27 protein-coding genes are annotated in these 25952 nt (G+C 73.6%); 16 read left to right on the top strand and 11 right to left on the bottom strand.

Going from position 1 to position 25952, the window contains the following annotated elements; translation table 11 throughout:
* Positions 1-165 (bottom strand): hypothetical protein, encoded by a 165-nt coding sequence (locus tag ACIGNX_RS15990; protein WP_396540554.1) that lies wholly within the window; start codon positions 163-165, stop codon positions 1-3.
* Between the two features lie 55 nt (positions 166-220).
* Between ACIGNX_RS15990 and ACIGNX_RS15995 the strand changes: the two genes are divergently transcribed.
* From ACIGNX_RS15995 to ACIGNX_RS16030, 8 genes are all read left to right on the top strand, one after another.
* Positions 221-1087 carry a S49 family peptidase gene (locus ACIGNX_RS15995; protein WP_396540556.1) on the top strand — a complete coding sequence of 289 codons (867 nt, stop codon included), beginning with the start codon at positions 221-223 and terminating at the stop codon, positions 1085-1087.
* Between the two features lie 61 nt (positions 1088-1148).
* A complete protein-coding gene (locus tag ACIGNX_RS16000; RefSeq protein ID WP_396540558.1) occupies positions 1149-2009 on the top strand; it encodes a LytR/AlgR family response regulator transcription factor in 861 nt (286 codons plus the stop codon).
* On the top strand, positions 2006-2446 hold the full coding sequence (locus tag ACIGNX_RS16005; RefSeq protein ID WP_396540560.1) for a hypothetical protein: 441 nt from the start codon (positions 2006-2008) through the stop codon (positions 2444-2446). The genes ACIGNX_RS16000 and ACIGNX_RS16005 overlap by 4 nt, the downstream gene beginning before the upstream one ends.
* A gap of 35 nt (positions 2447-2481) precedes the next feature.
* Positions 2482-4221 carry a cation acetate symporter gene (locus tag ACIGNX_RS16010; protein WP_396541059.1) on the top strand — a complete coding sequence of 580 codons (1740 nt, stop codon included), beginning with the start codon at positions 2482-2484 and terminating at the stop codon, positions 4219-4221.
* 356 nt (positions 4222-4577) lie between these two features.
* The gene (locus tag ACIGNX_RS16015; RefSeq protein WP_396540561.1) at positions 4578-4925 is read left to right on the top strand and encodes a DUF485 domain-containing protein; all 348 of its coding nucleotides are present in this window, start codon (positions 4578-4580) and stop codon (positions 4923-4925) included.
* Positions 4922-6511, top strand: a complete 1590-nt coding sequence (locus tag ACIGNX_RS16020; RefSeq protein WP_396540563.1) for a cation acetate symporter — start codon at positions 4922-4924, stop codon at positions 6509-6511. The genes ACIGNX_RS16015 and ACIGNX_RS16020 overlap by 4 nt, the downstream gene beginning before the upstream one ends.
* A 98-nt stretch (positions 6512-6609) precedes the next feature.
* Positions 6610-6948 carry a rhodanese-like domain-containing protein gene (locus ACIGNX_RS16025; protein ID WP_396540565.1) on the top strand — a complete coding sequence of 113 codons (339 nt, stop codon included), beginning with the start codon at positions 6610-6612 and terminating at the stop codon, positions 6946-6948.
* A 1-nt stretch (position 6949) separates the two neighbouring features.
* Positions 6950-7855, top strand: a complete 906-nt coding sequence (locus ACIGNX_RS16030) for a DUF4328 domain-containing protein (RefSeq protein ID WP_396540567.1) — start codon at positions 6950-6952, stop codon at positions 7853-7855.
* 9 nt (positions 7856-7864) lie between these two features.
* Here the strand turns inward: ACIGNX_RS16030 and ACIGNX_RS16035 are convergent, their stop codons facing one another.
* Entirely contained in the window at positions 7865-8635 is a 771-nt protein-coding gene (locus ACIGNX_RS16035; protein WP_396540569.1) for an SDR family oxidoreductase, read from the bottom strand.
* Positions 8636-8700: 65 nt separating this feature from the next.
* Between ACIGNX_RS16035 and ACIGNX_RS16040 the strand changes: the two genes are divergently transcribed.
* Both ACIGNX_RS16040 and ACIGNX_RS16045 read left to right on the top strand, forming a co-directional pair.
* Positions 8701-9558, top strand: a complete 858-nt coding sequence (locus ACIGNX_RS16040; RefSeq protein WP_396540571.1) for a sigma-70 family RNA polymerase sigma factor — start codon at positions 8701-8703, stop codon at positions 9556-9558.
* 76 nt (positions 9559-9634) lie between these two features.
* Positions 9635-10702, top strand: coding sequence for a glycerophosphodiester phosphodiesterase family protein (locus ACIGNX_RS16045; protein ID WP_396540573.1), 1068 nt, complete (start codon positions 9635-9637; stop codon positions 10700-10702).
* On the opposite strand, the gene ACIGNX_RS16050 is transcribed toward ACIGNX_RS16045, so the two are convergent.
* Positions 10662-11894 carry a cytochrome P450 gene (locus ACIGNX_RS16050; protein ID WP_396540575.1) on the bottom strand — a complete coding sequence of 411 codons (1233 nt, stop codon included), beginning with the start codon at positions 11892-11894 and terminating at the stop codon, positions 10662-10664. The genes ACIGNX_RS16045 and ACIGNX_RS16050 overlap by 41 nt on opposite strands.
* An 83-nt stretch (positions 11895-11977) precedes the next feature.
* Here ACIGNX_RS16050 and ACIGNX_RS16055 point away from each other — a divergent pair, with 83 nt between their 5' ends.
* The 4 genes from ACIGNX_RS16055 (at position 11978) to ACIGNX_RS16070 (ending at position 14680) form a co-directional block, all read left to right on the top strand.
* Positions 11978-12694 (top strand): glycerophosphodiester phosphodiesterase family protein, encoded by a 717-nt coding sequence (locus tag ACIGNX_RS16055; RefSeq protein ID WP_396540577.1) that lies wholly within the window; start codon positions 11978-11980, stop codon positions 12692-12694.
* Positions 12695-12711: 17 nt separating this feature from the next.
* Positions 12712-13659 carry a DUF5926 family protein gene (locus ACIGNX_RS16060; protein ID WP_396540579.1) on the top strand — a complete coding sequence of 316 codons (948 nt, stop codon included), beginning with the start codon at positions 12712-12714 and terminating at the stop codon, positions 13657-13659.
* Between the two features lie 60 nt (positions 13660-13719).
* Entirely contained in the window at positions 13720-14043 is a 324-nt protein-coding gene (locus tag ACIGNX_RS16065; RefSeq protein WP_396540581.1) for a DUF952 domain-containing protein, read from the top strand.
* Positions 14044-14146: 103 nt separating this feature from the next.
* The gene (locus tag ACIGNX_RS16070) at positions 14147-14680 is read left to right on the top strand and encodes a hypothetical protein (RefSeq protein ID WP_396540583.1); all 534 of its coding nucleotides are present in this window, start codon (positions 14147-14149) and stop codon (positions 14678-14680) included.
* A gap of 114 nt (positions 14681-14794) precedes the next feature.
* Here the strand turns inward: ACIGNX_RS16070 and ACIGNX_RS16075 are convergent, their stop codons facing one another.
* The 4 genes from ACIGNX_RS16075 to ACIGNX_RS16090 form a co-directional block, all read right to left on the bottom strand.
* Positions 14795-15355: a ferritin gene (locus tag ACIGNX_RS16075; protein ID WP_396540585.1), complete on the bottom strand. Its 561-nt coding sequence runs from the start codon at positions 15353-15355 to the stop codon at positions 14795-14797.
* A gap of 102 nt (positions 15356-15457) precedes the next feature.
* Positions 15458-16705: an arginine deiminase gene (locus ACIGNX_RS16080; protein WP_396540587.1), complete on the bottom strand. Its 1248-nt coding sequence runs from the start codon at positions 16703-16705 to the stop codon at positions 15458-15460.
* A gap of 133 nt (positions 16706-16838) precedes the next feature.
* A complete protein-coding gene (locus tag ACIGNX_RS16085) occupies positions 16839-17600 on the bottom strand; it encodes a CPBP family intramembrane glutamic endopeptidase (protein ID WP_396540589.1) in 762 nt (253 codons plus the stop codon).
* A 9-nt stretch (positions 17601-17609) separates the two neighbouring features.
* Positions 17610-18368 (bottom strand): DUF2470 domain-containing protein, encoded by a 759-nt coding sequence (locus ACIGNX_RS16090; RefSeq protein WP_396540591.1) that lies wholly within the window; start codon positions 18366-18368, stop codon positions 17610-17612.
* 150 nt (positions 18369-18518) lie between these two features.
* Between ACIGNX_RS16090 and ACIGNX_RS16095 the strand changes: the two genes are divergently transcribed.
* A complete protein-coding gene (locus ACIGNX_RS16095; protein WP_396540593.1) occupies positions 18519-18992 on the top strand; it encodes a hypothetical protein in 474 nt (157 codons plus the stop codon).
* A gap of 60 nt (positions 18993-19052) precedes the next feature.
* Positions 19053-19517 (top strand): hypothetical protein, encoded by a 465-nt coding sequence (locus ACIGNX_RS16100; RefSeq protein ID WP_396540595.1) that lies wholly within the window; start codon positions 19053-19055, stop codon positions 19515-19517.
* 3 nt (positions 19518-19520) lie between these two features.
* Here ACIGNX_RS16100 and ACIGNX_RS16105 read toward each other — a convergent pair whose 3' ends face one another.
* The 4 genes from ACIGNX_RS16105 to ACIGNX_RS16120 all read right to left on the bottom strand — a co-directional run bounded on the left by ACIGNX_RS16105 (position 19521) and on the right by ACIGNX_RS16120 (position 25883).
* Positions 19521-20681 (bottom strand): VWA domain-containing protein, encoded by a 1161-nt coding sequence (locus ACIGNX_RS16105; protein ID WP_396541061.1) that lies wholly within the window; start codon positions 20679-20681, stop codon positions 19521-19523.
* Positions 20682-21130: 449 nt separating this feature from the next.
* The gene (locus ACIGNX_RS16110; RefSeq protein WP_396540597.1) at positions 21131-23335 is read right to left on the bottom strand and encodes a DUF5682 family protein; all 2205 of its coding nucleotides are present in this window, start codon (positions 23333-23335) and stop codon (positions 21131-21133) included.
* The gene (locus tag ACIGNX_RS16115) at positions 23335-24423 is read right to left on the bottom strand and encodes an AAA family ATPase (protein WP_396540599.1); all 1089 of its coding nucleotides are present in this window, start codon (positions 24421-24423) and stop codon (positions 23335-23337) included. The genes ACIGNX_RS16110 and ACIGNX_RS16115 overlap by 1 nt, the downstream gene beginning before the upstream one ends.
* Positions 24420-25883, bottom strand: coding sequence for a DUF5691 domain-containing protein (locus ACIGNX_RS16120; protein WP_396540601.1), 1464 nt, complete (start codon positions 25881-25883; stop codon positions 24420-24422). The genes ACIGNX_RS16115 and ACIGNX_RS16120 overlap by 4 nt, the downstream gene beginning before the upstream one ends.
* Positions 25884-25952: the final 69 nt, after the last annotated feature.

Here is a 25952-nt window from a genome sequence, read left to right on the forward strand (position 1 = left end):
TCACGCGGCGACGGCCAGGACCGTCACCACCATGACCGCGCAGGCGCTCCAGGCGATCCACATCCAGTAGACGTGCATCGCGGTGGGGCCGTCCGCGTTCTTGCGGCCCCGGTCGTCCCACCACTCGACGTACCGTTCGAGCCACCGGAACGGGTTGAACGTCACCGGTCGATGTTAGCTGTGCCACTCCACCGCCCGCGCCACACGTAAGGTCGGGGGCATGAGCGTGACGGACAAGATCGCGGCCCGGCTCCCCAGGATCGTCGCCGAGCGGACCGAGCGCGGCCCGGTGGTGGCCGCCGTCCGCCTGCACGGCGTGATCACCCCCACCCCGACGCCGGTGGCCCGCAACACCATCAGCATGCAGACCACCGAGAGCGCGTTGACCCGCGCCTTCGAGCACGACCGCCTGGTCGCGGTCGCCCTGCTGATCAACTCGCCGGGCGGCGCGCCGACCCAGTCGGCGCTGGTCGCCGAGCGCGTCCGCGAGCTGGCCGCCAAGAAGCGGGTGCCGGTCCTGGCGTTCTGCGAGGACCTGGCGGCATCCGGCGGCTACTGGCTGGCCTGCGCGGGCGACGAGGTCTACGCGCACGGCACGTCGCTGGTCGGCTCGATCGGCGTGGTCAGCGCGGGCTTCGGCCTCAACGGGCTGATCGAGCGCTACGGCGTCGAGCGGCGCGTGCACACGGCGGGTGAGAACAAGGTGCGGCTGGACCCGTTCAGCCCGGAGAAGCCCGAGGACGTCGAGTGGCTCAAGGGCCTGCAGGCGCAGCTGCACGAGCAGTTCGTCGCCTGGGTCAAGGAGCGCCGGGGCGCGAAGCTGCGGGCGACCGACGACGAGCTGTTCAACGGCGAGGTGTGGACGGGCGCGAAGGCGGTCGAGCTGGGCCTGGTGGACGGGCTGGGCACCCTGCGCGGTGTCGTCGCCCGGCGCTACCCGGACGCGGAGATCGTCGTCGCCGAGCCGCGCCGGCCGTTCCTGGCCCGGCTCGGGCTCGCCGGCGCGACCACCCGATCGGGGGACTTCCTGGTGGAGGGGTTGGCGGCGCTGGAGGAGCGGGCGCGCTGGTCGCGATTCGGCTTGTGAGGTCACGGCCTCGCGGCCGTCCGGCGACCGGCGTAGACAGCGACCCCGCCGGGTCGGCAAGATGCGCGGCACAGTGAGTACCCCAGTGAACAACCGCACGGACAACACCGGCCTCCTCGTTCTGGCGGTGGACGACGAGGCGCCTGGTCTGAGCGAGATCAAGTACCTGCTCGAGAGCAGCCCGCACATCCGACGCGTGCTCACGGCCTTCGACGCGGCCGAGGCGCTGCGCATCCTGCGGGGTGACTACGACGTCGAGGTGATGGACCGCACCCGGGCGGGGCTGCCGCCGGTCGACGCCGTGTTCGCCGACATCAACATGCCGGGGCTGAGCGGCACGGACCTCGCGCGCGTGCTGGGCGCGTTCCGCCAGCCGCCGGCGCTGGTGTTCGTGACGGGCGTCGAGCACTCGGAGGCCGTGGTGGCCTTCGAGGTGGGCGCGCTGGACTTCGTGACCAAGCCGATCAACTCCGACCGGGTCAACAAGGCGATCTCGCGGGTGGTCGACCGGGTCGCCGCGACGCCGGCGGCCACCCCCGAGCCCGCCGCGGCCGAGCCGCAGGACGACGAGGTGATCCCGGTCGAGCTGGGTGGCACCATCAAGCTCGTGCCGCGCGCGACCGTCCGCTACGTCGAGGCGCAGGGCGACTACGCCCGCCTGCACACCAGCGACGGCGCGAGCCACCTGGTGCGCATCCCGCTGGCGCAGCTGGAGGAGCGCTGGGAGAACGCCGGGTTCGTCCGCATCCACCGGTCCTACCTGGTGGCGCTGCCGCTGGTGACCGAGCTGCGGATGACGTCGAACGGGTACGCCGTGGTGATCGGCTCGGGTGACGGCGCGAAGGAGCTGCCGGTGAGCCGGCGGCACACGCGTGAGCTGAAGGAGAGGATCGTGCGGCCCCCCAAGAGCAGTTGGGGATGACCAAGCACTCCGGCCCCCCCGGGCAACCGGACCAGCCGCAGCCGGCCGAGCGCGACGCCTGGCTGTCGGTGTCGGCGCGCAAGAACCGCCGCCGGCGGGTGGTGCTGGCGGACCCGCGCGGCCGCGGGCGGGTGCTGCGCACGATCATCGAGCTGGAGGAGCAGACCAGCGTCGGCGAGAAGCTGATCCGCGACCTGATCCGGACGCAGCTGCGCACGGGGCTGGCGCTGGGCGGCGGCACCCTGCTGCTGCTGGCGCTGCTGCCGCTGGCGTTCTACCTGCTGCCGTGGCTGTCGGAGGTGCAGTTCGGCGGGGTGCGGCTGCCGTGGCTGCTGCTGGGCCTGCTGCCGTTCCCGCTGTGCTACGGCGTGGGCTACGCGTACCGAAGACTCGCCGAGCGGCACGAGCAGGACTTCGTGAGTTCGGTGGACCGGTGATCGACAACCCGTGGAGCCTGGTGCTCGTCGGCGTCATGGCGGTGCTGACGTTCTCCTTGGGCTACGTGGGTTCCCGGCGCGCCAACACGACGCCGGACTTCCTGGTGGCCCGCCGCGCCGTGCCGGCGACCCGCAACGCCGCCGCGATCTCCGGCGAGTACCTGTCGGCGGCGTCGTTCCTGGGCGTGGCGGGGCTGGTGCTCAAGGACGGCATCGACGCGCTGTGGTACCCGATCGGCTTCACCGCGGGGTACCTGGCGATGATGCTGTTCGTGGCCGCGCCGCTGCGGCGGTCGGGCGCGTACACGCTGCCGGACTTCGCCGAGGCGCGGCTGGGCCCGTCGAACCTGCGCAAGTTCTGCACGTTCTTCGTGATCTGCATCGGCGTGCTGTACCTGGTGCCGCAGCTGCAGTCGGCCGGGTTGACGCTGAACACGATCACCGGCCTGCCCGCGTGGCTGGGCGGTGCGCTGGTGACCGCGATCGTCGTGGTGAACGTCCTCGGCGGCGGGATGCGCGCGATCACGCTGGTGCAGGCGTTCCAGTACTGGGGCAAGCTGTTCGCGATCGCCGCGCCGACCTTCGTGCTGTTCACGCTGTTCCTGGCCGGTCCGGGCAACGGCGCGCAGCCGGTGGACGACGCGGGCGTGCTGCGGTTCCCCGAGCGGGTCGAGGTCACCACCGCCGACCCGGTGCGGGTGCGGGTCGACGTGCCGGTGGAGCTGTCGGCGACCGGCGTGGTGAACGGCCACCCCGCCGACGGGCCGGTGTACTGGACGCCGGGCCGGTACGAGGTGGGCGCGGACACCGAGCTGCGGTTCGCGGCGGGGTCGCCGGTGCCGGTGGTCGAGGGTTCCCCGACGACGAACCACGACTGGCTGCGACCCCAGACCGACGGCCTGTCCGGGCTGTTCGAGACGTACTCGCTGATCTTCGCGACGTTCCTGGGCACGATGGGGCTGCCGCACGTGCTGGTGCGGTTCTACACCAACCCGGACGGGCGGGCGGCGCGGCGCACGGCGCTGCACGTGCTGTACCTGCTGGGCCTGTTCTACCTGTTCCCGACGGTGCTGGGCGTGATCTCCCGCCAGTACCTGCCGCAGCTGCTGGTGACGGGGAAGACGGACGCGGCGGTGCTGCTGCTGCCGACGACGATGGCGCCGAACCCGCTGGGGCAGGTGCTGGGCGCGGTGGTGGCGGCGGGCGCGTTCGCCGCGTTCCTGTCGACGTCGTCGGGGTTGCTGGTGTCGGTGGCCGGGGTGGTGTCGACGGACATCCTGCCGGGCAAGGTGCGGGACTTCCGGTGGGCGACGGTGCTGACCGGCGCGGTGGCGATCGGGTTGGCGTTCGTGCTGCCGCGGGCGGACGCGTCGTTGACGGTGGCGATGTCGTTCGCGCTGGCCGCGTCGACGTTCTGCCCCTTGTTGTTGTTGGGCATCTGGTGGCGCGGGCTGACGTGGGTGGGCGCGATGGCGGGCCTGGTCGTCGGCGGCGGGCTGGTGATCGGCTCGCAGGTGGTGTCGGTGGTCAGCTCCTACACCGGGCACTGGGCGCCGTCGGTGTTCGCGCAGCCGGCGCTGGTGACCGTGCCGGTGTCGTTCCTGACCATGGTGATGATCAGCAGGCTGACCGCGCGCCGCAGGCCCGACGACGTGAACCAGGTCCTGCTGCGGCTGCACGCGCCCGATCCGCTGGGGTTCATGCGGGACCGGGACGTGCAGCGGTTCGGGGCGGCCGAGGAGCAGCCGCGCGAGCGCGGTGGGGCGTCGTCCTGAGGCCGTGAACCGCCTCACACCGGGCCGCTGCGGCGGGCCTGGTCGGCGGGCGTCCCGGGAGCCTGCCACCCGCGATGACCTGGGCCGCTTCCCGCTCTGTCGCCGAGAGTATGGGTAGGTCTCGATCGGGTGAAGAAAAGCACACCGATCCGGCTACCGGTGATCTCGATCACCTGAGTGGTTGTTCGTCTCAGCATTACTACCGCTCATCGCATCACTCGACTGTTGAGCGCAAGGTCACACGAAAGGTCTTTCAGGCGTGACCGGGGTCTCCCTACGGTGCACGGCGTATCAGGAACGCACCAGGAGGACTTACGTGCCGTTCACACCGTCGTCAAGTACGCGAGGAGGGGACCGTGAGCACCTCTGAGCAGCACACCCCAGCCGAAGCCCGGGACCACAACTGGGTGGACGTGCAGGACAGCCCGGACTTCCGCGAGCTGCGCCGGCGGCTGCGGAGCTTCGTGTTCCCCATGGCCGGTCTCTTCCTGGCCTGGTACCTGCTGTACGTCCTGCTCGCCGACTACGCCCACGGTTTCATGTCGACGAAGGTCGTCGGCAACATCAACGTCGGCCTGATCCTCGGCCTGCTCCAGTTCGTGTCCACGTTCGTCATCACGACGCTGTACGTGCGGCACGCGAACAAGAAGCTCGACCCCATGGCGGAGAAGCTCCGCAACGAACTCGAAGGGGGTCGCGCGTGAACGGCAACGCCCTGCTCAACATCGGCATCTTCGGCCTCTTCGTCGCGGCGACCCTGGTCGTCGTCATCCGCGCGAGCCGCAACACGAAGACGGCCGCCGACTACCTCGCCGCCGGCCGCGCGTTCACCGGTCCCCAGAACGGCATCGCGATCGCGGGCGACTACCTGTCCGCCGCGTCGTTCCTCGGCATCGCGGGCGCCATCGCGGTCAACGGCTACGACGGCTTCCTGTACTCCATCGGCTTCCTGGTCGCGTGGCTCGTCGCGCTGCTGCTGGTCGCGGAGCTGCTGCGCAACACCGGCAAGTACACGATGGGCGACGTGCTGGCGTTCCGGATGCGGCAGCGCCCGGTCCGCGCGGCGGCGGCCACGTCCACGATGGCCGTGTCGTTCTTCTACCTGCTGGCGCAGATGGCGGGCGCCGGCGGCCTGGTCGCGCTGCTGCTCGGCATCACCGGCAAGGGCGGCCAGGCCGTCGTGATCGCGGTGGTCGGCGCGCTGATGATCGCCTACGTGCTCATCGGCGGCATGAAGGGCACCACCTGGGTGCAGATCATCAAGGCCGTGCTGCTGATCGCCGGCGCGGGCCTGATGACGGTCTGGGTGCTCGCCAAGTACGGGTTCAACCTGTCGTCGCTGCTCGGCTCGGTGTCGGACAAGCTGCTCGGCCCCGGCCTGCAGTACGGCAAGACCGAGACCAGCAAGCTCGACTTCATCTCGCTGGCGCTCGCGCTGGTGCTGGGCACCGCCGGCCTGCCGCACATCCTGATGCGCTTCTACACGGTCCCGACCGCGAAGGAAGCCCGTCGTTCCGTGGTGTGGGCGATCTGGCTGATCGGCGTCTTCTACCTGCTGACCCTGGTGCTCGGCTACGGCGCGGCGGCGCTGGTCGGCTCCGACAAGATCAACAAGGCGCCCGGTGGCGTGAACTCGGCGGCCCCGCTGCTCGCCGAGGCCCTCGGCGGCCCGATCCTGCTCGGCCTGATCGCCGCGGTCGCGTTCGCGACGATCCTCGCCGTGGTGGCCGGCCTGACGATCACCGCGTCGGCGTCGTTCGCGCACGACATCTACGCCAACATCATCAAGAAGGGCGCGGTGGAGGACAAGGACGCCGAGGTGAAGGTCGCCCGGCGCACCGCGGTCGTCATCGGCATCGTGGCGATCCTCGGCGGCATCCTGGCCAACGGCCAGAACATCGCCTTCCTGGTCGCGCTCGCCTTCGCGGTGGCGGCGTCGGCGAACCTGCCGACGATCCTGTACTCGCTGTTCTGGAAGCGCTTCAACACCTCGGGCGCGCTGTGGAGCATCTACGGCGGCCTGGGCATCACGGTCGTGCTGATCGTGTTCTCGCCCGTCGTGTCCGGCAAGCCGGTCAACCCGGCGACCGGCAAGAGCGCCTCGATGCTGCAGGGCGTGGACTTCCACTGGTTCCCGCTCGACAACCCCGGCATCGTGTCCATCCCGCTGTCGTTCCTGCTCGGCTACCTCGGCACGGTGCTGTCGAAGGAGCGGGACAAGGACAAGTACGCGGAGATGGAGGTGCGCGCCCTCACCGGCGTCGGCGCCGAGAAGGCGGTCGCGCACTAGCCGCCACCCCCGGGTCACCACGCCGGCCGCCACCTCTCCGGAGGTGGCGGCCGGCGTTCCTCATACGCGGCTCATGACCCCCGTGGCAGCATGGTGGCGTGACCGTTCCCAGCGTTGAAGTGTCCGAGGTGCCGGCCGAGCTGCCGGAGGGCAAGGTGCTGCTCGACGTCCGCGAGGCGGACGAGTGGGTCGCGGGCCACGCCCCGGGCGCCCTGCACATCCCCATGAGCGAACTGGCGCAGCGGTTGGGCGAGCTGCCCGCCGACGCCGAGTTCTACGTCGTGTGCCGCGCCGGCGGCCGTTCCGCCCGGGTGACCCAGTACCTCAACGCCAACGGCTGGGACGCGACGAACGTCGACGGCGGCATGCAGGTGTGGGCCGCGACCGGCCGCCCGCTGGTCGGCGAGGTCGACGGCGCGGAGCCCGAGGTCATCTGACGTGGCCCTGCGACCGCTGCGCGTGGACTGGGTGGCGAGCCCGCCACCCGGCGCCTACCCGCACCGTCGCGGGGACGCGCCCCGCCGCGCCTACACCGGACCGCCGTCGTACCCGGTGCCGCCGCGCTGGGGCTTCCCGCTGCTGGCGTGGCGCTGGCCCACCTCGGTGGCCACCGACGACGACCGGCCCGCCGGCACCGTCGACCAGGCCCAGCGGGCGGCGCGCACGGCGGCGCACGCGCTGGGGCTGGCCGCGCTGACCGCGGTGTGGGCGGCGGGCAGCGAGGTGTGGCGCTACGTGCTGCTGCTGCTCAGCCGCTACGGGGCGCTGTCGGCGACCACGGTCGGCGTGTCGGACGCCATGGTCGTGGCGTCGTCGGTGGTGACGGTCGTGGCCGCCGCGGCCGCCTTGGTCCTCACCCTGCTGTGGCTGCGCCGCGCCCGTGACGCCGCCGCGGCGGAGGCGGGCTACGGCCCGTCCCGGTCGGACCGCGAGGTGCTGGTCGGCCTCGTGGTCCCGGGCGTGAACCTGGTGGTGCCGGGCTCGGTGCTGGCCGAGCTGGAGCACGCGGCGCTGCGCGGTCCCGCCACCGCCCGCCCGTCGCCGTCCCGCCTGATCCGCTGGTGGTGGGGCCTGTGGGCGGGCACGGGCCTGTTCACGGCCTTCACGGTGGCGTGGGGGTTCCGGTCGAGCGTGCAGGCCCTGGCCGACGGCGTGCTGCTGCACGCGGTGGCCGACCTGCTGGCCGCGGCCTTGGCCGTGCTGACCGCCGTGGTGGTCCGGCACGTGACCACCCTCCTGCTGCCGGTGGACGCCGGCGCGATCCGCCGGATGAGGGTGGTGGACGTGAAGGACGCCCCCACCCCCGTCCTGCGGGCGGTCCGCCCGTCGGGCTCGCCCCGCTAGCCGGGCCCGTCACCGGGTGGCGGGCACCCGTTCGGCCAGGAAGCCCTCCCACGTCCGCGTGCCCCGGGTGGCGCCCGGGCCCGCCAGGTTCTCACCGGCCCGGTAGGCGCGGCCGGCCTTCCCGGGCACCCGGACGGGCAGCAGCGGCCGGCGCCGCCCGTGCGCCGCCAGGTAGCCGCGGACCAGGTCGCCCATCCCGTGCACGGCCGGGCCGGCCAGGTCGGGCACCAGGCCGGCGGGCGCGCCGAGCACCAGGTCCACCAGGTGTTCGGCCACGTCCCGGGCGTCGACCGGCTCGAACCGCAGCCCGCCGGGCACGGGCACGACCGGCGGCTTCGCCACCTTCGCCGCCACCGCGAGCACCAGGTCGTGGAACTGGGCGGCGCGCAGGGTTGTCCACGGCGCCCCCGACCTGGCGACCGCGCGTTCCGCGTCGAGCTTGCCCCGGAACCACGCGAGCGGCACGCGGTCCGCGCCGATCACCGAGACCTGCACGAGGTGCCGGGCGTCGCCGGCCCGCCGCACCGCCCGCACCAGCCGTTCGGCCGCCTCGGCGTCGCCCTTCGGGCCGCCCGCCAGGTGCACCACGACCTCCGCGCCCGCCACCGCGGCCTCGACGCCGTCGCCGGTGACCAGGTCGCCCGTCACGTGCTCGACGCCGTCCGCCGGTTCCCCGTCGCGCCTGCTGAGCACCCGCACGCGGTGGCCGGCCCGCGCCAACCGCGGCACGACGAGCCGTCCGAGGGTGCCGGTACCGCCCGTGACCAGGATGGGTGTCATCGTTCCTCCGCGCATGTCGAGTGGGTTCACCGCCATGACCCGCGGCGCGGAGGGGATGTGACACGGTGGACGACCCGACCGCGCGGTTCGAGGAGCACCGGCCGAGGCTGCGCGCGGTGGCGTACCGGGTGCTCGGGTCGCCGGCGGAGGCCGACGACGCGGTGCAGGAGGCCTGGCTGCGGTTCCACCGGGCCGACACCGCCGAGGTGGCGAACCTCGGCGCGTGGCTGACCACCGTCGTCGCCCGCGTGTGCCTGAACGTGCTGCGGTCGCGGGAGCAGCGGCGGGAGGACCCGTTCGACGTGCGCGTGCCCGACCCGGTCGTCGGCCCTGACGACGGCGCGCACCCCGAGCACGAGGTGGTGCTCGCCGATTCCGTCGGCCTGGCGCTGATGGTCGTGCTGGACGCCCTCGCGCCCGCCGAGCGCCTCGCGTTCGTGCTGCACGACCTGTTCGCCGTGCCGTTCGAGGACATCGCGGCGCTGGTCGGGAAGTCGCCGGCCGCGACGAGGCAGCTCGCGAGCCGCGCGCGCCGCCGGGTGCGGGAGGGCGCGCCGACCCCGGACGCCGACCGGGCCCGGCAGCGGCAGGTGGTGGACGCCTTCTTCGCCGCCGCCCGCGACGGCGACCTCGACGCCCTGGTCCGCGTGCTCGACCCGGACGTCGTGCTGCGGTCCGACGGCGGCGCGGGTTCCCGCTTCAGCGTCGTGCTGTCCGGTGCGCGGACCGTGGCAGGCCGGGCGGTCACGTTCGGCCGGTTGTTCCCGCTCGCCCGCCCGGCGCTGGTCAACGGCGCGGCGGGGGTCGTCGTGGCCGCCGACGGCCGGCCGTTGTCGGTCATGGGGTTCACCGTGGTGGGCGGCCGGATCGTCGCCATCGACGTGCTGTCCGACCCCGCGCGGCTCCGGGCGCTCGGCGTGTAGCGGTGTCACCGGCTGTTCAACGCCCGTTCACGCCCGGGCGGTCAAGCCGCGTGCCGGGGCGTGCCACGGTGGGGTCATGCGGGCACTCGTGGCGGCACTCGTCCTGTCCCTCCTGGCACCCGGCGCGGCGGGCGCCGACCACCGCCGGGAGTTCGACCTGCAGGCCCACCGGGGCGGCATCGGGCTGACGGTGGAGAGCACCCTGGCGGCGTTCGGCAAGGCGCTGGAACTGGGCGTCACCACGCTGGAGCTGGACGTGCAGATCACCCGGGACGGCCGCGAGGTCGTCACGCACGACCGCCGGACCAACCCCGCGAAGTGCCTCGACACCGCGCCCGCGTTCCCCGGCGACCCGGCGTTCCCCTACCTGGGCAAGTACGTCAAGGACCTGACGTTCGCGCAGGTCCGCACGTTGGACTGCGGTTCGCTGCGGTGGGCGCGGTACCCGGAGCAGGAGCTGTCGCCCGGCGCGCGGATGCCGACGCTGGCCGAGGTGTTCGACCTGGCCCGCCGCCACCGCGCGTTCGGCGTGAAGTTCAACATCGAGACGAAGGTCGAGGCCGCCGCCCCGCAGGAGACTGCGCCCCGCGAGCAGTTCGTGGAGGTCACGGCCCGGGAGATCCGCCGGTCCGGCTTCCACCGCAACGTCACGATCCAGTCGTTCGACTGGGGCACGCTGATGCTGTGGCGCCGGGTCGAGCCGCGCCTGCCGCTGGTCGCGCTGACCCAGCCGGAGTTCCTGCGCCCCGGCTCGCCGTGGACCGGTGGCCTGGACCTGGCCGACTTCGGCGGCAGCGTGGTCCGGGCGGTGCGGAGCTTCGGCGCGTCCGCGCTGTCCCCGGTGCACGGCAGCCCGCAGGACGGCGCGGTCGGCGACCCCGACTACGTGCCGTTCACGACCAGGGCGCTGGTCGACGAGGCGCACGAGAACGGGCTGAAGGTCATCCCGTGGACGGTCGACGACCCGGCCACCATGCGCGGGCTGATGGACGACGGCGTGGACGGCATCATCACCGACTACCCCGACCGCCTGCGCGCCCTGATGGCCGAACGCGGCCTGGAGCTGCCGGAGGCGTACCCCGCGAAGAAGCGCCGACCGGTGCTCACCCGGCCGTCAGCGGCAGGTCGTGCAGGCCCCGGATGACGAACTCCTCCCGGCGGCGCGGCGTGGCGGCCAGGGTCGCGGTCGGCAGCTTCCGGGCCAGGGACGACAGCGCGGCCTGCACCTCGATGCGGGCCAGCGGCGCGCCCAGGCAGTAGTGGATGCCCATGCCGAAGCCCAGGTGCGGGTTGGGGTTGCGGGTGATGTCGAACGTGTCCGGGTCGGCGAAGACCTCCGGGTCGCGGGCCGCCGCGCCGAGCAGCGCGGCGATCTTCCGGCCCGGCTCGACCACGTGCCCGGCGATGGTGACGGGCTCGGTGGCGGTGCGCTCGAACAGCTGCAGCGGCGAGTCGTAGCGGATCAGCTCCTCCACCGCCGTCGGCAGCAGGGAGCGGTCGGCCACCAGGCGACGCCACTCGCCCGGGTGGTTCATCAGCGCCTGGACGCCGTTGCCGATGACGTTGACGGTGGCCTCGTGGCCCGCCATGAGCAGCAGCACGGCGGTCGCGACCAGCTCGTCCTCGGTGAGCTTCGCGCCGTCGGCGTCGGTGACCGCGACCAGGTCCGACACCAGGTCGTCGCCGGGCGCGCCGCGCCGCAGCGCGACCAGCTCCCGCAGGTAGGAGACGAACTCGCCGGCCGCGCGCTCGGCCGCCGCCTGCTTGTCCGCGGGCAGGCCGTACTCGTACATCTTCACGATGGCGTTCGACCACGGTTGCAGCAGCGGCCGGTCGACCGCGGGCACGCCGAGCAGCTCGGCGATCACCTCGACCGGCAGCGGCGCGGCGACGTGGGCCAGCAGGTCGGCCCGCCCCTCGGCGGCGATCCCGTCGACCAGCCCGTCCACCAGCCGGTCGGCCAGGTCGGCGATCCACGGCCGCAGCCGCTCCACGTGGCCTCGGCCGAACGCGGCGGCCACGAGCCGGCGCAGCCTGCTGTGCGTGGGCGGCTCGTTCTCCAGCAGCGAGTTGCGGTGCAGCAGGTTGAACGAGGCGAACCGGTCGAGCGGCGTGGCGTCGGTCCAGATCCGGCCCAGCGAGCGGTGCCGGAGCACCGCCGACGCCGCCGCGTGCGAGACCGCCACGGCGACGCCCAGCTCCTCGTGCCAGTGCACCCCTGCTTCCGCGCGCATCGCGGCGAAGGCGGGGTACGGATCGGCGATGAAGGCCGGATCGTGCTGGTCGAAGGACGCCACGGTGACGGACCGTAGGTCTTGAGCCGGGCTCGCGTCCATCCGTGCGTGGTTGTTCCGGCGAACATTCAGCCACCTGTGACATGGGGTAGTCGAAGTTGACGCGCCGCGCACCCGCCAGCAGCATGCCTGACGTGTCACCCGAAGTCGTCGCCCACCGGGGCGCGTCCGCCCTGCGCCCCGAGCACACCCTCGCCGCCTACGAGCTGGCCCTGCGGCAGGGCGCCGACGGGCTGGAGTGCGACGTGCGGCTCACCAGGGACGACCACCTCGTCTGCGTGCACGACCGCACGATCGACCGCACCAGCGGCGGCACGGGCGCGGTCGGCGCGATGACCCTGGAGCAGCTGCGCCGGCACGACTTCGGCGCGTGGCACGGCGGCGAGCCCGCCGAGGTGCTGACGCTGGACGTGCTGCTCGGGCTCGCCGCCGACCACGGCAAGCGGCTGTTCGTGGAGACCAAGCACCCCGTGCGCGGCGGCGGCCGGGTGGAGCGCAGGCTCGCCGAGGCCCTGGCCGGGCACCGGGTCGACGCGGTGATGATGTCGTTCTCGGTGCTGGCCGTGCACCGGTTCAAGCGGCTGCGGCCGGACGTGCCCACGGTGCTGCTCTACGACCGGCTGTGGCCGCGGACCAAGCCGCGCTTCGCCGACTACGCCGGACCGGGCGTCCACCTGCTCAGGCGGCACCCGGGGCTCGGCGCGGGCGCCTACGTGTGGACCGTGGACGACCCGGCCGACGTCGCGCTGTGCCGGGAGCGGGGCGTGCGCTTCCTCGCGACCAACAACCCGGAGGAGACGCGCCGCCGCCTTGCGGATAACTTGACGCCCGACCAGCCCTGACAGCGAGGAGGCGCGCGGTGGCGAAGCGGACGGCCGTGAAGACCAAGCCGGCGGACGGCGTCAACCCGCGGCAGCCGTGCCCGTGCGGCTCCGGCAAGCGCTACAAGGCGTGCCACGGCTCGGCCGGCGGCGCGGCGGACGTGATCGTGTCCCGCCCCTTCGAGGGCCTGGCCGCCGAGGCGGAGCTGATCGCGCTGCGCGAGTTCGTGCCCTCGGCGACGGTGAAGCTGCCGCTCAAGGACACCTCCGGTCGCGAGGTCGTGCTCGCCACCGTGCTGCCGATGGCCGCGGCGGGCCTGGTCCGCGCCGACGGCACGGCGTTCGTCGGCCTGCAGGTGCAGACGCGGTCCGGCGACCTGAGCCGCGACCTGGCCCGCGCCGTGCGGTGGGCGTCGGAGGCGAAGACCGGTGACGCGCTGGCGGTCGTCGGCCCGGACGACGGCTCCCACCCGGGCCGGTTGCAGGACCTGCTCGACCCGGAGGCCACGCTGAGCCCCGAGCTGCACGCCGACTTCGCGTGGTGGCTGCCGCCGGACAACGAGCCCGCCGGCGAGGTCGCCCTGTCCCTGGAGCGCGCCAACGCGGCGATCCTGCCCACCGAGCGCCTCGACGCGCCGGGCGTGACGGCCGCCTACTGGGTCGACGCGGGTGACAAGGCCCACCTGCGCTGGGTGCGCCCGGAGCCGGAGGAGGCGCTGCTGGCGGCGCTGGCGCGGCTGTCCGTGCGCGGCGAGCTGGACCTCGGCGAGGGCTCTCGGTACGCCGGGTCGTTCCGCGCGCACGGCCTGCTCGTCCCCGTGTGGGACCTCGACCGGGAGCTGCACTCCAGCGAGTGGGCGCCGGGCGCCGAGGCGTTGGGCAAGCGGCTGCGGGAGGCCCTGACCAGCCTCGACGCCGAACCGCTGACCGAGGCGGAACGGCGTTCGCGCGACGGGCTGCGCGGGCGGCAGATCACCCTGCGCTGAACCTGTCCACAGGTGTCCCCAGCCCTGTCCACAGGTCCCTGTGGACAACGAGGAGGCGGAGTGATCCTGCGGATCAGCTCGAAGGCGGACTGGCGGCGGGCCCGGGAGGACGGCGCGATCCCGCTCGACCCGGACGGGTTCGTGCACTGCTCGGACCCGGGCACGGTGCACCTGCCCGCCAACCGCCTGTACCCCGGCCGGCACGACCTCGTGCTGCTGGTCGTGGACCCCGAGGGGCTGCCCGTGCTGTGGGAGCCGGGGGAGACCGAGGACGGGCCGTGGTTCCCGCACGTCTACGGCCCGGTGCCGGCCGACGCCGTGGTGGCCGTGCACGAGTTCGCCCCGGACGCCGACGGCACGTTCCGCCCGCCGCCCGTCCTGTGACCGCCCGCCCGCGCGCCCACCGACCGGTGGCGGCGGCGCGGTCGGGGGAGACTGGTCACCGGCGGGCTCGACGGGGCACGTCCCGCGACAGGCCGGAGGAGGGGTGACGGTGCAGCTGGGCGGTACGCCGGGCCGCCTCGCCGGCGCGGCGGCGACCGCCGTCGCCGCGCTGCTGCTGACCGCGTGCGATCCCGCGCCGCCACCGGGTGCCACGACCACGGCCCGCACCGCCGAGGCGGACGGCGCGCCGGTGCTCGACGAGCACGGCATCGGCCGGGTGCGGCTGGGCCTGACGCGGGCGGAGCTGGAGCTCACGGGCGAGGTCGGTGCCGACGTCACCACCGCCGAGTTCTCCTGCTCCGTCCGCGAGCTGACGACCGCGAAGGGCTGGGTCGGCGTGCAGGACGGCGTCGCGGTGGAGATCCGCGTCGAGGGCGGCGCCCGCACCCCGGAGGGCCTGCGCGTCGGCGACTCGCGGGACCGCATGCGCGAGGTCTACCCCGACGTGCGGCAGTACCCGCACGGGTTCGTCCGCGAGCTGCCCGCCGGCACCGTGCTGAAGTTCTTCTTCGAGAACGCCGGCGACACGCTCACCTCCATCGGCCTGGTCCAGGCCGACCGGGGCTGCCTGACGTGACCGCGCCCGCCACCGGCGTGCGGTGACGGGCGCGGTGCGCGCTGCGGTCGGTGCGCTGCGGTCGGTGCGCTGTCGGTGCGCTGTGGTCGGCGCGTCGCGGTTGCGGCGCCGTGGTCAGAGCGCGCCGCCCGCGGCCCGGGGCGCGCCGCTGTCGGCCTCCTCGCCCACGGACTCGCGGGTCAGGAAGTTCTCCACGTGGAACAGGTTGCCGTCGGCCCGGTCGATCACGGTGAGCAGCGTGCTCATCGACGCGACCTCCTCGACCTGCTCCTTGAGGAACCACTGGAGGAACTGCTCGCCGATGTAGTCGCCCTCGTCGCGGGCCGTCTTGGCCAGCGCCACGATCTGCTCGGTGACCGTCTTCTCCTGCTCCAGCGCGAGCGCCACCGGCTCCCGCGGCGCGGCGAAGTCGTTGCGCACGTCGTCCACGCCGGGAATGGACACCGGCAGCCCGTTGTCCATCAGGTACTGCACGATCATCATCGCGTGGTTGCGCTCTTCCAGCGACTGCCTGTAGAAGTGCGACGCGAGGCGCGGCAGGTCGTTGGCGTCGAACCAGACCGCGATGGCCACGTACTGCTGCGAGGCCGTGAACTCGTTGCGCACCTGCTCCTGAAGCAGGTCGTGGAACTTCGAGGAACGCGCGGCGGTAATCTTCTTCAAGTTGACAGCCATGCCCGCAGAATAGCGGGAAGTGCGATTAAATGCATTGAAGGCAAGCCTTGTCGCAGTGAGGAAAGGGTTGCCGAAGAAAGCTTAGGCAATCCTTTCCGCCGATCAGACCAGGGGTGCCCGGTCGATCGGGCACGACATGCAGCGCGGCCCGCCCCGGCCCGAGCCCAGCTCCGACCCGCTGATCCGGATAACCTCGACGCCCGCGTCCTCCAGCCGCGCGTTCGTCTCCACGTTCCGCTCGTAGGCCACCACCAGACCGGGCCCGACGGCCAGCGTGTTGTTCCCGTCGTCCCACTGCTCCCGCTCGGCGGTGACCGGGTCGAGCCCGGTGTCGATGACCCGCAGCCGCTCGATGCCCATCGCCTCGGCCGCCGCCTCCAGGAACGGCCGCCGGTCCTCCACCACGACCCCGCCCGACCCGTCGGACCGCACCGGGAACGCGAACAGGTTGTCCCGCACCGCCGGGTACATCACCACGGCGTCCCGGTCGACCATCGTGCACACCGTGTCCAGGTGCATGGTGGCCCGCTCCTGCGTGATCGGCACCGCCAGCACCGTGTGCGCCAGGCCGTCGGCCAGCGCGGACCGGGCGAACGACTCCGCGCCCGCCGGCGTGGTCCGCTCGCCGACGCCGATCGCCAGCACCCCCGGCGCGAGCAGCAGCACGTCGCCGCCCTCGACCGGCGCGGAGTGCGCGCCGTACGCGCGACCCGTCCGGCGGAACCGCGGGTGGTAGGCGTAGATCAGGTCGGTCAGCGCGGTCTCCCGGTCACGCGCGGGCAGCGCCAGCGACGTGATCGCCACCCGGTCGCCTACCCACACCGACGAGTCGCGCGTGAACAGCAGGTTCGGCAGCGGGGCGACGGCGAAGTCGATCGGGTGGTGCATCTTGCGCACCAGCGACGCGCCCTCGGCGGCCGGCAGCTCCTCGAACGTCATGCCGGTCATCAGCGCGCCGGCCAGCTGGTCCGGGCCGATCGACGCCAGGTGCGACCGCAGCGCGTCGGCCAGGTCGATGCCCAGCCGCCGCTCGTTGACCGCGCTGTGGATGCCCGCGATCCGCGCCCGGTCGTCGTGCAGCGCGTCGACCAGCAGGTCCGCCAGCAGCAGCACCTCGACCCCGCGCCCGCGCAGCAGCTCGGCGAACGCGTCGTGCTCCTCCTGCGCCCGGTCGACCCACGGCACGCCGTCGAACAGCAGCTGGTCGTTGTTGCGCGGGGTGAGCCGCTTGAGCTCGGCACCGGGCCGGTGCAGCAGCACCGTGCGCAGCGGGCCGACTTCGCTGTCGACGCGGGGCGCCGCTGCCGGCTCGCCGTCGGTGGACGCGGTCTGGGCGATGTGCGCAGTCACGCCGTCGAGGGTAACCCGTGAGCGGTCGGATCAGCAGCTCGAAGTGGCCCACATCGGCGAAACTCGATCGTATGACCGCCTCAGAACGGCGATTCGTTGCGCGTTCGGAGGATGTGACTTAACGAACGTTGCTTCAGGGCAGCCAGGTGACGTGGCCGCGCAGCAGTGAGTAGCCGACGAACGCCACCACGTCCAGCAGCGCGTGCGCCGCCACCAGCACCCACAACCGGTTCGTCCGCTGCCACACCTTCCCGAACACCAGGCCCATCACCACGTTGCCGACGAACCCGCCGAACCCCTGGTACAGGTGGTAGGACCCGCGCAGCACCGCGCTGGCCAGCAACGCCGTGTTCTCCCGCCACCCCAGCTGCCGCAACCGGGTGATGAAGTACCCGACGACGAGCACCTCCTCCGCCCACGCGTTGCCCGCCGCCGACAGCACCAGCACCACCGACCGCCACCACGACTGGTCCAACGTCGACGGCTGCACCGCCAGGTTCCACCCCAGGTTCCACGCCACCAGGTAGAACACCAGCCCCGGGATGCCGATCACCGCCGCCAGCCCCAGGCTGCCCAGCGCGTCCGGCCCCACCCGCGACCGGTCCAGCCCCAGCGCCCGCAACCGGATCCCGCCCTGCCACAGCAGGTACAGGCCCAACCCGCCCCACGCCGCCAACTGCACGACGCCCAACAGCTGCGCGACCAGGTCCAGCAGGTCGAACCGCGCCTGCGGGACGTTGATCGCCACCTTCTGCTCGTTGAGTGGCACCGGGTTGAGCAGGCTGTCCAGCAGCCGCACCAGGCTCCGCGCCCCGGACAGCCCGAGCGTCACCGCGAACACCAGCAGCAGTTCCACCCGGTAGCCGCGCCGCCGGGCGTCGAGGTCTCCGATCACCCGCGTACGTTAACGGCGCTGCGCCAGGAACGGGCACCCCATCAGCCGCCGCAGCTCCCCGGCCAGCTCCTGCGCCGTGCCGACCGGCCGCGAGAACGCGATCCGCACGTCGTGGTCCTCCGCCGACATCTCCACCCGCAACCGCAACCCGAACCGGTCCAACCCCAGCGGCCGCACGTGACCACCCCTCAGGTCGTCCGGCAGGTGCTGCGCCAACAGCCCCACCACGTCCCGGTGCGACAGCTCCAGGTGCCGCAACCAGTGGTCCTCGTGCTCCGCGAACGGGTCCGGCCGCGCCTGCGCGAACAGCTCCGGCCGCAACGACGTCGTGGCCTCGGCGTCCGCCACCACCAACGACGCCGGCGACAACCGCAGCGCCGACGCGCCGTGCCCCACGTCGAGCAACCTCGGGTCCGGCCGCGCCTCGGCCACCGCGACGCACGCCTCGCGCGCCTCCTCGGGACCGAGCAGCCGCAGCCAACCCGTGATCCACAGCAGGCCGCGCACCGGCTCCCGCAACGGCACCGGCGCCTGGTCGGCCAGCTCCAGCATCGCCGTCAGCTCCGCCCGGCGCGCCGCCTCGACCAGCGCGTGCCCGTCCGGCAGCACGACCGTCGCCGCGCCGTCCGGGTGCACGTGGTGCAGCACCGGCGTCACCCGGTCCTCCGCGCCGTCGGACGGCAACAGCGCCGCGCGCCCACCCCGCGCCGCGATCGTGCGAGCCCGCTCCGCCGGATGCGGCGCCGGCGGTCGACGTGTCCCGGTCACCCGCCACCTCCCAACTTAGGGGAGCCTAACTTGAACGGGGCGCCCGGCGGAAGTCCCACAACCGGCTTATCGCCGACGGCCGATTCGCCGAACCCGCGACCGCCGTAACCTTGGCACGATCTCCGGCCCACACCGCGGAGGTGGTCGCTCGTGGTCGTGCCCGGCAAGCCGTCCACCCTCGGCCCCGCCGCCGACGACCGGTGGACCCGCTACTGCGTCGAGATCGCCGGCCGCCGCGCGTTCGGCTGGGTCCTCGTCGGCGCGCTCGCGTTCGTGCTCCAACTCACCCTGCTCTTCGTCCTCCCCACCGACCCGCCGCTGCCGCTCGTGCTGCTCCTGTTCTCCGTCCTCGTCCTCGGCCACGGCCTCACCCGCCGCCAACCCGCCACCGGGCTCCTCGCCGACCAGGCCTGGGTCCACGTCCGCGTCCACTGGCGCGGCGGCCTCCTCGTCGTCCACGGACCCCGCCCGCTCGTCCTCGACGTCACCGCCGGACCCCTCACCCGCGGCCGCATCACCCGCCACCGCCGCGCCTGGGTCGTCGCACCCGACCGCGCCGGCAACACCGTCGTCACGTTCCGCGGCGTGCCCAAGCTGTTCCCCGCCAAGGTCGTGCGCCGCTGAGTTTGCTGATCGGCGGATCGGATACCCACGGGGCAGAACTCTGGTTTCCTGGGAGCAGTGGTGAGCGAGGCTTGGATCGACAAGTGCCTGACCAGCGCGGACCGCCGCGCCGTCGGGTTCATCGGGCTGGCCGTGTTCGCGTTCCTGACGCTGTGGGTGGTGTCGGAGTGGATCGGCTCGCCGTGGGTGTTCCTGCTGACGCCCCTGTGCGTCGAGTTCGCCGTCCCCGGCCTGCGGCACTTCTTCTCCCGCCGCGCGCTGCGACGACTGCTCGACACCTACCCCCGGCACCCCGTCTCGGTGCACTTCGTGCCCGGCCGCACCCGCGTCGGGCGCCAGGCCTACCTCGAGACCGCCGGCTCCGACCGCACCTTCCTGCGGCTGGCCGAGATCCCCGAACGCGCCCGCGAGAACATCCGCCGCGGCGGCCGCGTCTGGCTCGCCGGACCTGACCCGCGCGGCCGGACCGTCGTCCTCACCCGCGGCGCCCCGTTCATGACCCTCGGCCGCGTCGTCATCCGGTAACCGTCACCGGCCCACCGGGATGCCGCTCCGCTCGGCCCACGCGCCGACGTCCTCCCGGCGCAACGCGGTCGCCAGCAGGTCCGGGAACAGGTCCGGCGTGCAGGCGAACGCGGGCGCCCCCAACTCCGACAACCGCGCCGCCAACTCGTGGTCGTACGCCGGCGTGCCGCTGTCCGACAACGCCAACAGCACCACCACCGTCACCCCGCTTCGCACCAACTCCCGCACCCGACGCCGCAACTCCTGCGCCACACCGCCCTCGTACAGGTCGCTGATCAGCACCATCACCGTGTCCGTCGGGCGGCGGACGAGCGACTGGCCGTACGCCACGGCCCGGTTGATGTCCGTGCCACCGCCCAACTGGGTGGAGAACAGCAGGTCCACCGGGTCGCTCAGTCGCTCGGTCAGGTCGACCACCTCGGTGTCGAACACGACCAGCTTCGTGTCCACCGCCTTCAACGACGCCAGCGACGCCCCGAGCACGGCGGAGTAGACGACCGACTCCGCCATCGAACCGGACTGGTCCACCAGCAGCACCACGTCCCGCAACGACGCCTGCCGGCTGCGCCGGCTGTTGCCGACCAGGTCCTGCACCACCACCGTCCCCTGCTCCGGCTGGTAGTGCCGCAGGTTGCGCCGGATCGTGCGCCCCCAGTCCACATCGGACAACCGCGGCCTGCTCGTGCGGCGCGACCGGTCCACCGCCCCGTGCACCGCGGCCAGCAGGCGGTCGGCGAGCCGGCGCTCGATGTCCTCCACGACCTTGCGCACCACCACCCGCGCCGTCTCCCGCGTGCGCTCGGGGATGGCGCCGGACAGCGAGACCAACGTGCCGACGAGGCCGACGTCCGGCTCGACGGCGGCCAACAACTCGGGCTCCAACAACAACTGCCGCAACCCCAACCGCTCCACCGCGTCCCGCTGCATCACCTGCACGACGGAACTCGGGAAGTACGTGCGGACATCCCCCAACCACCGGTGCAACACCGGCGACGACCCACCCAACCCCGCACCCCGCCGACCACCGGCCTCCACCGGCTCCCCACCGCCGTACAACCCGGACAACGCCGAATCGCGCCGCTGGTCGTCCTCACCCAAGGCCCCGAGATCCCCGGCGGACGCACCCAACAACAACCGCCACCGCCGGTGCCTCTCAGCCGCGATGTCCTGCGTCACAAGAACCACTGCTCCTCCGGCCACCGAGGCCCTCGGTCACACAATCGGGTGATCATCGCCTGAAAATGTACGGAAACACTGTTACCGCCCCTCGGTTAAAACCATGAGGAGCCCCTCCCAACCACCACCAACGCCAACCCCCGACCCTGGCCCCGACCTCGCCAACCACCCCACCGGCCGTCCCCCAGCCCACCGCCGATCGGCCGACAAACCCCACCCGACAACCCGCCCCCCACCGCCGTACCCCGGGTCCTGCCGCCCCGCCCCGGCTTCCAAGCCGCCCCGGCTTCCGGACCGCCCGCCGCCGCACCACCGCCATGCCGCCGCACCGCTGACCCCCATGTGACCCGGACCGCGTGCCCTGGACCGCGTGACTCGGACCCGCGCGCTGAGGGCCTCGCGGCCGAGAGCCTCGCGCGGCCGAGCGGGGTCGCGCGTCACGCGCCCGCCCCCAGCAGCCCGCGCACGTGCCCGACGAGCCGCGCCGCGATCTCCTCGTCCCAGCCACCCGCGCCCGCCGCCGCCCCACCACCGGCCGCCGTGCCCCGAACCCGGTCGCCGAGCATCCGCCGCTCGGCCGGGCTGAAGTCACCCACCGCCCGGCGCAGGAGCGGCAGCGCGGCGGCGAAGTCGGCACCCGACAGGCCAGTCAGCCACTCGTCCACGACGCCGAACAGCCGCGGGTCGGCGGTCAGCAGCGCTGCCGACCCGCGCAGGAAGCCCGCCACGAACGCGGTCGCGCCGGCGGTCAGCGAGACCGCCCGGTGCAGGCGGGTGGCGACCTGGTCGGAGTCCAGGACACCCGTCTCCCACAGCAGGCGGGTGGCGCGGCCGGTCGGCAGGCCGTGCGCGTCCGGCATCGCGACCAGCGACTCCAGCGCGCGCTGCCACGTGTCGCGGTGCTCGTCGTCGGCGGCCAGGCGAACCGCGTCGTCCGCGCCGTCGACCGCCCGGACCGCGCGTTCCGCCGTCTCCTCGTCCACCCCGCGGCACGCCAGCGGCAGGCCGACCGCGCCCCGCGCCAGCAACCCGTGCAACGCGACGCGCAACAGCTCCGGGTCCGTGCCGCGCACCGACCCGTAGCGCACCGTCGTGGCGAGGTCCGGCAGGGCGGCCAGCAGCTCCAGGGCGTCGGTCGCGGCGGCGGCGCAGCGGTCCAGGGCTCGGCGCGACGCGGCGACGGCCTCCGGGATCTCGCACCCCACGGCCTCGCTCAGCACCTCCGCGGCATCGACCACCCGCGTGGCCGCCGCGGCCCGGTTGACCAGCACCGTCCGCGAGGCCCCCTCGACCGTCGTGCCGTGCCGGGCCGCGACGGCCAACGCCACCGCGAACTCCGGCCGCCAGTGCAACTGCCACGCCTCCGCGAACGTCCCCAGCGTCCGCGTCGTGTCCGGCCTGCCCCACGGCACGTCCAGCACCGCCAACCGCCGCAACAACTTCGACCGCTCCCGATCGGTGTCCTTGCGCAGGTCGAACCGCACCGGCTTGACCTCCGCGGCGGTGGGCATGCGCAACCGGCGCTGCAACCGCGCGAGGTCCGCCGCCAACGGCGAGGTCGGCACGTCCCCACCGACCTCACCCAACCGCTCACCCACCACCAACCGCTCGTGCACCAACCGCAGCGGCGTCGCGTCACCCCCGCACAACACCGCCAGCGACGCCTCCATCACCTCCGACAACCCCGGCGACGGCCGCCCCCGCATCGCCGCCAGCGCGTCCGCCAGCCGCACGGCCTCCACCGCGCTCGCCGTCGACGCCGGCAGGTCCTCCGCCCGCAACACCGCGCACGCCTTCGCGAACCACCGCGGCACGGCGTCACCCCGCTCCGCGCACTCCCACAGGTGCGCGTACCAGCCCGGCGACGCCACCCCCGCGCCGTAACCCGACGACACCGCCAACCGACCGTGACTCCACGGCACCCAGGTGCCCGACACCTTCCTGCGCGGCAACCCCTTCAACGCCGCGGCGTCCACCGACGCGGCCGGCAGCGAACGCAGCGCGGGCACGTGCCACGCGCCCGCCACCACCGCGATCGGCCCGGCGACGTCCTTCAACGCCTGCCGCACGTTCTGCCGCATCGCGGCCTCCCGGCGCAACGTGCGCGCGTCCACCTGATCGGCGAACTCCTCCCGCAACGCGCCCATCGCCTCCGCGACCGCCTCCGCCAGGTCACGGGGGTCGGTGTGGTGCTCGACCACGTCCTCCCACCAGCGCTCCGGGTCGTCGAACCCCGCCGCCTCGGCCAACGTGCCCAACGGGTCGACCGCCGCCCGCGGCCCCTCCTCGCCGGCGGCGTCGCCCTCGTCCGCCAGGGACGCGGCGGCCGGCAGGTCGAAGAACCGCACCGGCACACCGTTCGCGTGCGCCCACGTCAACGCCCGCCACTCCGGCGAGAACTCCGCGAACGGCCAGAACGCGGCCCGCCCCGGCTCCGCCTCGTCGTGCAGCAGCAACGCCACCGGAGGCGTCAGGTCCGGCACGTGCCGCAGCAGCACGTCACCCTCCGGCGGCCCCTCGATCAGCACCACCTCCGGCCGCACCGCCGCCAACGCCGCCGCGACCATCCGCGCCGAACCCGGGCCGTGGTGCCGGATGCCGAGCAGCGTCACCCGCCCGGGCAACGGCTGTTCCCGCGCCATCAGCCCACCAGGTCCTGGCACGCCCGGTACAGGTCACGCCACTCGGCCCGCTCCTTCACCACCGCTTCCAGGTACTCCTGCCACGCCGCCGCGTCCGACACCCGGTCCTTCACCACCGCCCCGAGCAGCCCGGACGCCACCTCGTCGGCCGTGATCGCACCGCTGCCGAAGTGCCCGGCCAACGCCATGCCGCTCGTCACCACCGAGATCGCCTCGGCCGTCGACAGGCTGCCGCTCGGCTTCTTCAACTGCGTGCGCCCGTCCACAGTGGACCCGTTGCGCAGCTCCCGGAAGATCCGCACCACCCGCCGCACCTCCTCCAGCGCCGGCGGCTCCGCGGGCAGCTGCAACGCCCGACCCAGCTGTGCGGCACGGGTCGACACGATCTCCACCTCGTCGTCCTCCGTCGCGGGCGGCGGCAGCACCACGGTGTTGAAGCGCCGGGCGAGCGCCGACGACATCTGGTTCACGCCCCGGTCGCGGTCGTTCGCCGTGGCGATCACCGTGAACCCGGGCACCGCCTGCACCTGGATCCCCAGCTCCGGCACCGGCAGCGTCTTCTCCGACAGCACCGTGATGAACGAGTCCTGCACCTCCGCCGGCATCCGCGTCAGCTCCTCGACGCGCACCACCGCGCCCTCCCGCATCCCCTTCATCACCGGGCTCGGCACGACCGCCGCCTCCGACGGCCCCTCGGCGATCAACCGCGCGTAGTTCCAGCCGTACCGGACCTGGTCCTCACCCGTGCCCGCCGTGCCCTGCACGACCAGCGTCGAGTTGCCGCTCACCGCCGCCGCCAGGTGCTCCGACAGCCACGACTTCGCCGTCCCCGGCACGCCGACCAGCAACAACGCCCGATCGGTGACCAACGTGCCGACCGCCACCTCCACCAGCCGCCGGTCGCCGACGTACTTCGGCGTGATCACCGTGCCGTCGGGCAGCGTCCCGCCGAGCACGTAGGTGACCACCGCCCGCGGCGACAACCGCCACCGCGGCGGGCGCGGCCGGTCGTCCGCCGCCGCCAGGGCCGCCAGCTCGGCGGCGTACTGCTGTTCCGCGGCGGGCCGCAGCACGGGTTCGGTGGTCACTGGCTTTCCTCCCGGTGGTTGAACGCCTCGCGCAACTGCATCCGCAGGCGCAGCACGTCGAGTTCGACGGTGTGCTCGGGCCAGCGCTCGGTGATGCGGTCCCAGTTCGCGCCGAGCACCTCGGCGTCACCCCTGGCCAGCAGCACCGCGGGCGGGCGGCCGGCGCGCCACCTCGGGTCGCGCATCCCGGTGTAGCGGTCGAGCAGGTCCTCGGTCGCCCGCGGGCTCCACGGCCCCGGCAACTGCGAGCAGGCGTGGTCGAGCAGGTCGTAGTTCCACTGCCGCGACACCTCGACGACGGTCCGCGCGGCCAGGTCGGCGGGCAACCCGCCGAGCATCTCCAACTGCTCCATGCCGGTCAGCGCCCGCGTCGCCGCCACCGCCCACGGCCGGGCGTCGTCGGCCAGCCGCAGGTTCTGCGCCACGCCGCGCAGCAACGCGCTCGCCCACGGCCCGCGGGCCAGTTCGGCGGCGGCACCGGCGTCGTCGGTCTGCAGGCGGGCGGTCCAGTGCTGCGGCGGCACGCTGGCCGCCGCACCGCGCAACCGACCCGCGACCCCCGCCTCGGAACCGTCCCTCATCAGGTCACGGGCCTCTTCGGGGTCGGGCGTGGTCTCGGCCCACAACTCCTCGGACTGCACGTCGAAGCCGTCCGCGGTGCGCCACAGGCCGCGGTGGAGGCGTTCGGCGGCGCGTTCGGCGAGGGCGGACGCGGGCAGGGTGCGCAGCAGCCGCAGCGCCTCGTCGTGCACGCCGATCGCGCGGTCGTCCAGCGCCCGTTCGAGCAGCGGTTCGTCGTCGGGGCCCAGGTTCACCTCCAGGGCGCTGATCAGCACCTGGCGGTCGGTGGCGCGGCGCTGGAGGTCGAACCGCTCGGCCACGAACGCGCGGACCTTCGCCGGGTCCTGGTTGCGCGCGCGGCGCAGGGCGGCGAGGCGGGACGTGCCGGGCAGGTCGAGGGCCTCGTCGAGGTCGACCTCCTCCGCGACCACGCCGGCGGCGGCCCACGCCCAGGCCGGCCGGATGCCCGCCAGCCACCGGCCGCGGGTGCCGAGGACGGCGGACACGGCCGGGCGGAGGCCGGGGTGGGCGGTGCCCAGGCCCAGCAGCGCGGGGAGTTCGCGGTGGTCGGCGACGACGCGGGCGGCCTTCGCCATGCCGCACCACTCCGTCAGCAGGACCTGGTCGTCCAGGGCCAGGATCTGGACCAGCACGGAGCCGGCGGCGGGGTGTGCGCGCACGTCGGCGGCAGCGGTGGCGGGGCTGGAGGCGGCGGGGCTGGAGGCGGCAGGGGCCGGGGGGAGTAGTGGGGTGTCGATCGGTGGGGGGAGTTCGGCGCCGTGCGCGGCCACGCCCAGGGCGGCGAGGCGGTCCAGCAGGGCGCTCGGGGTGGTGTCCGCGCGGTGAGCGCCGACCAGGGCCGCTTGGACGGCCTCGTCCCATTCGGCTTGGAGGGTCATCGGTGGCCGCCCTCGGCGATCCGGGCCGGGTGGGGTGGTTGGCCGGTCGCGGTTCCTCGTGTGCAACCG

It is taken from the genome of Actinosynnema sp. NPDC053489, from assembly GCF_044544865.1.
GTDB lineage: Bacteria > Actinomycetota > Actinomycetes > Mycobacteriales > Pseudonocardiaceae > Actinosynnema.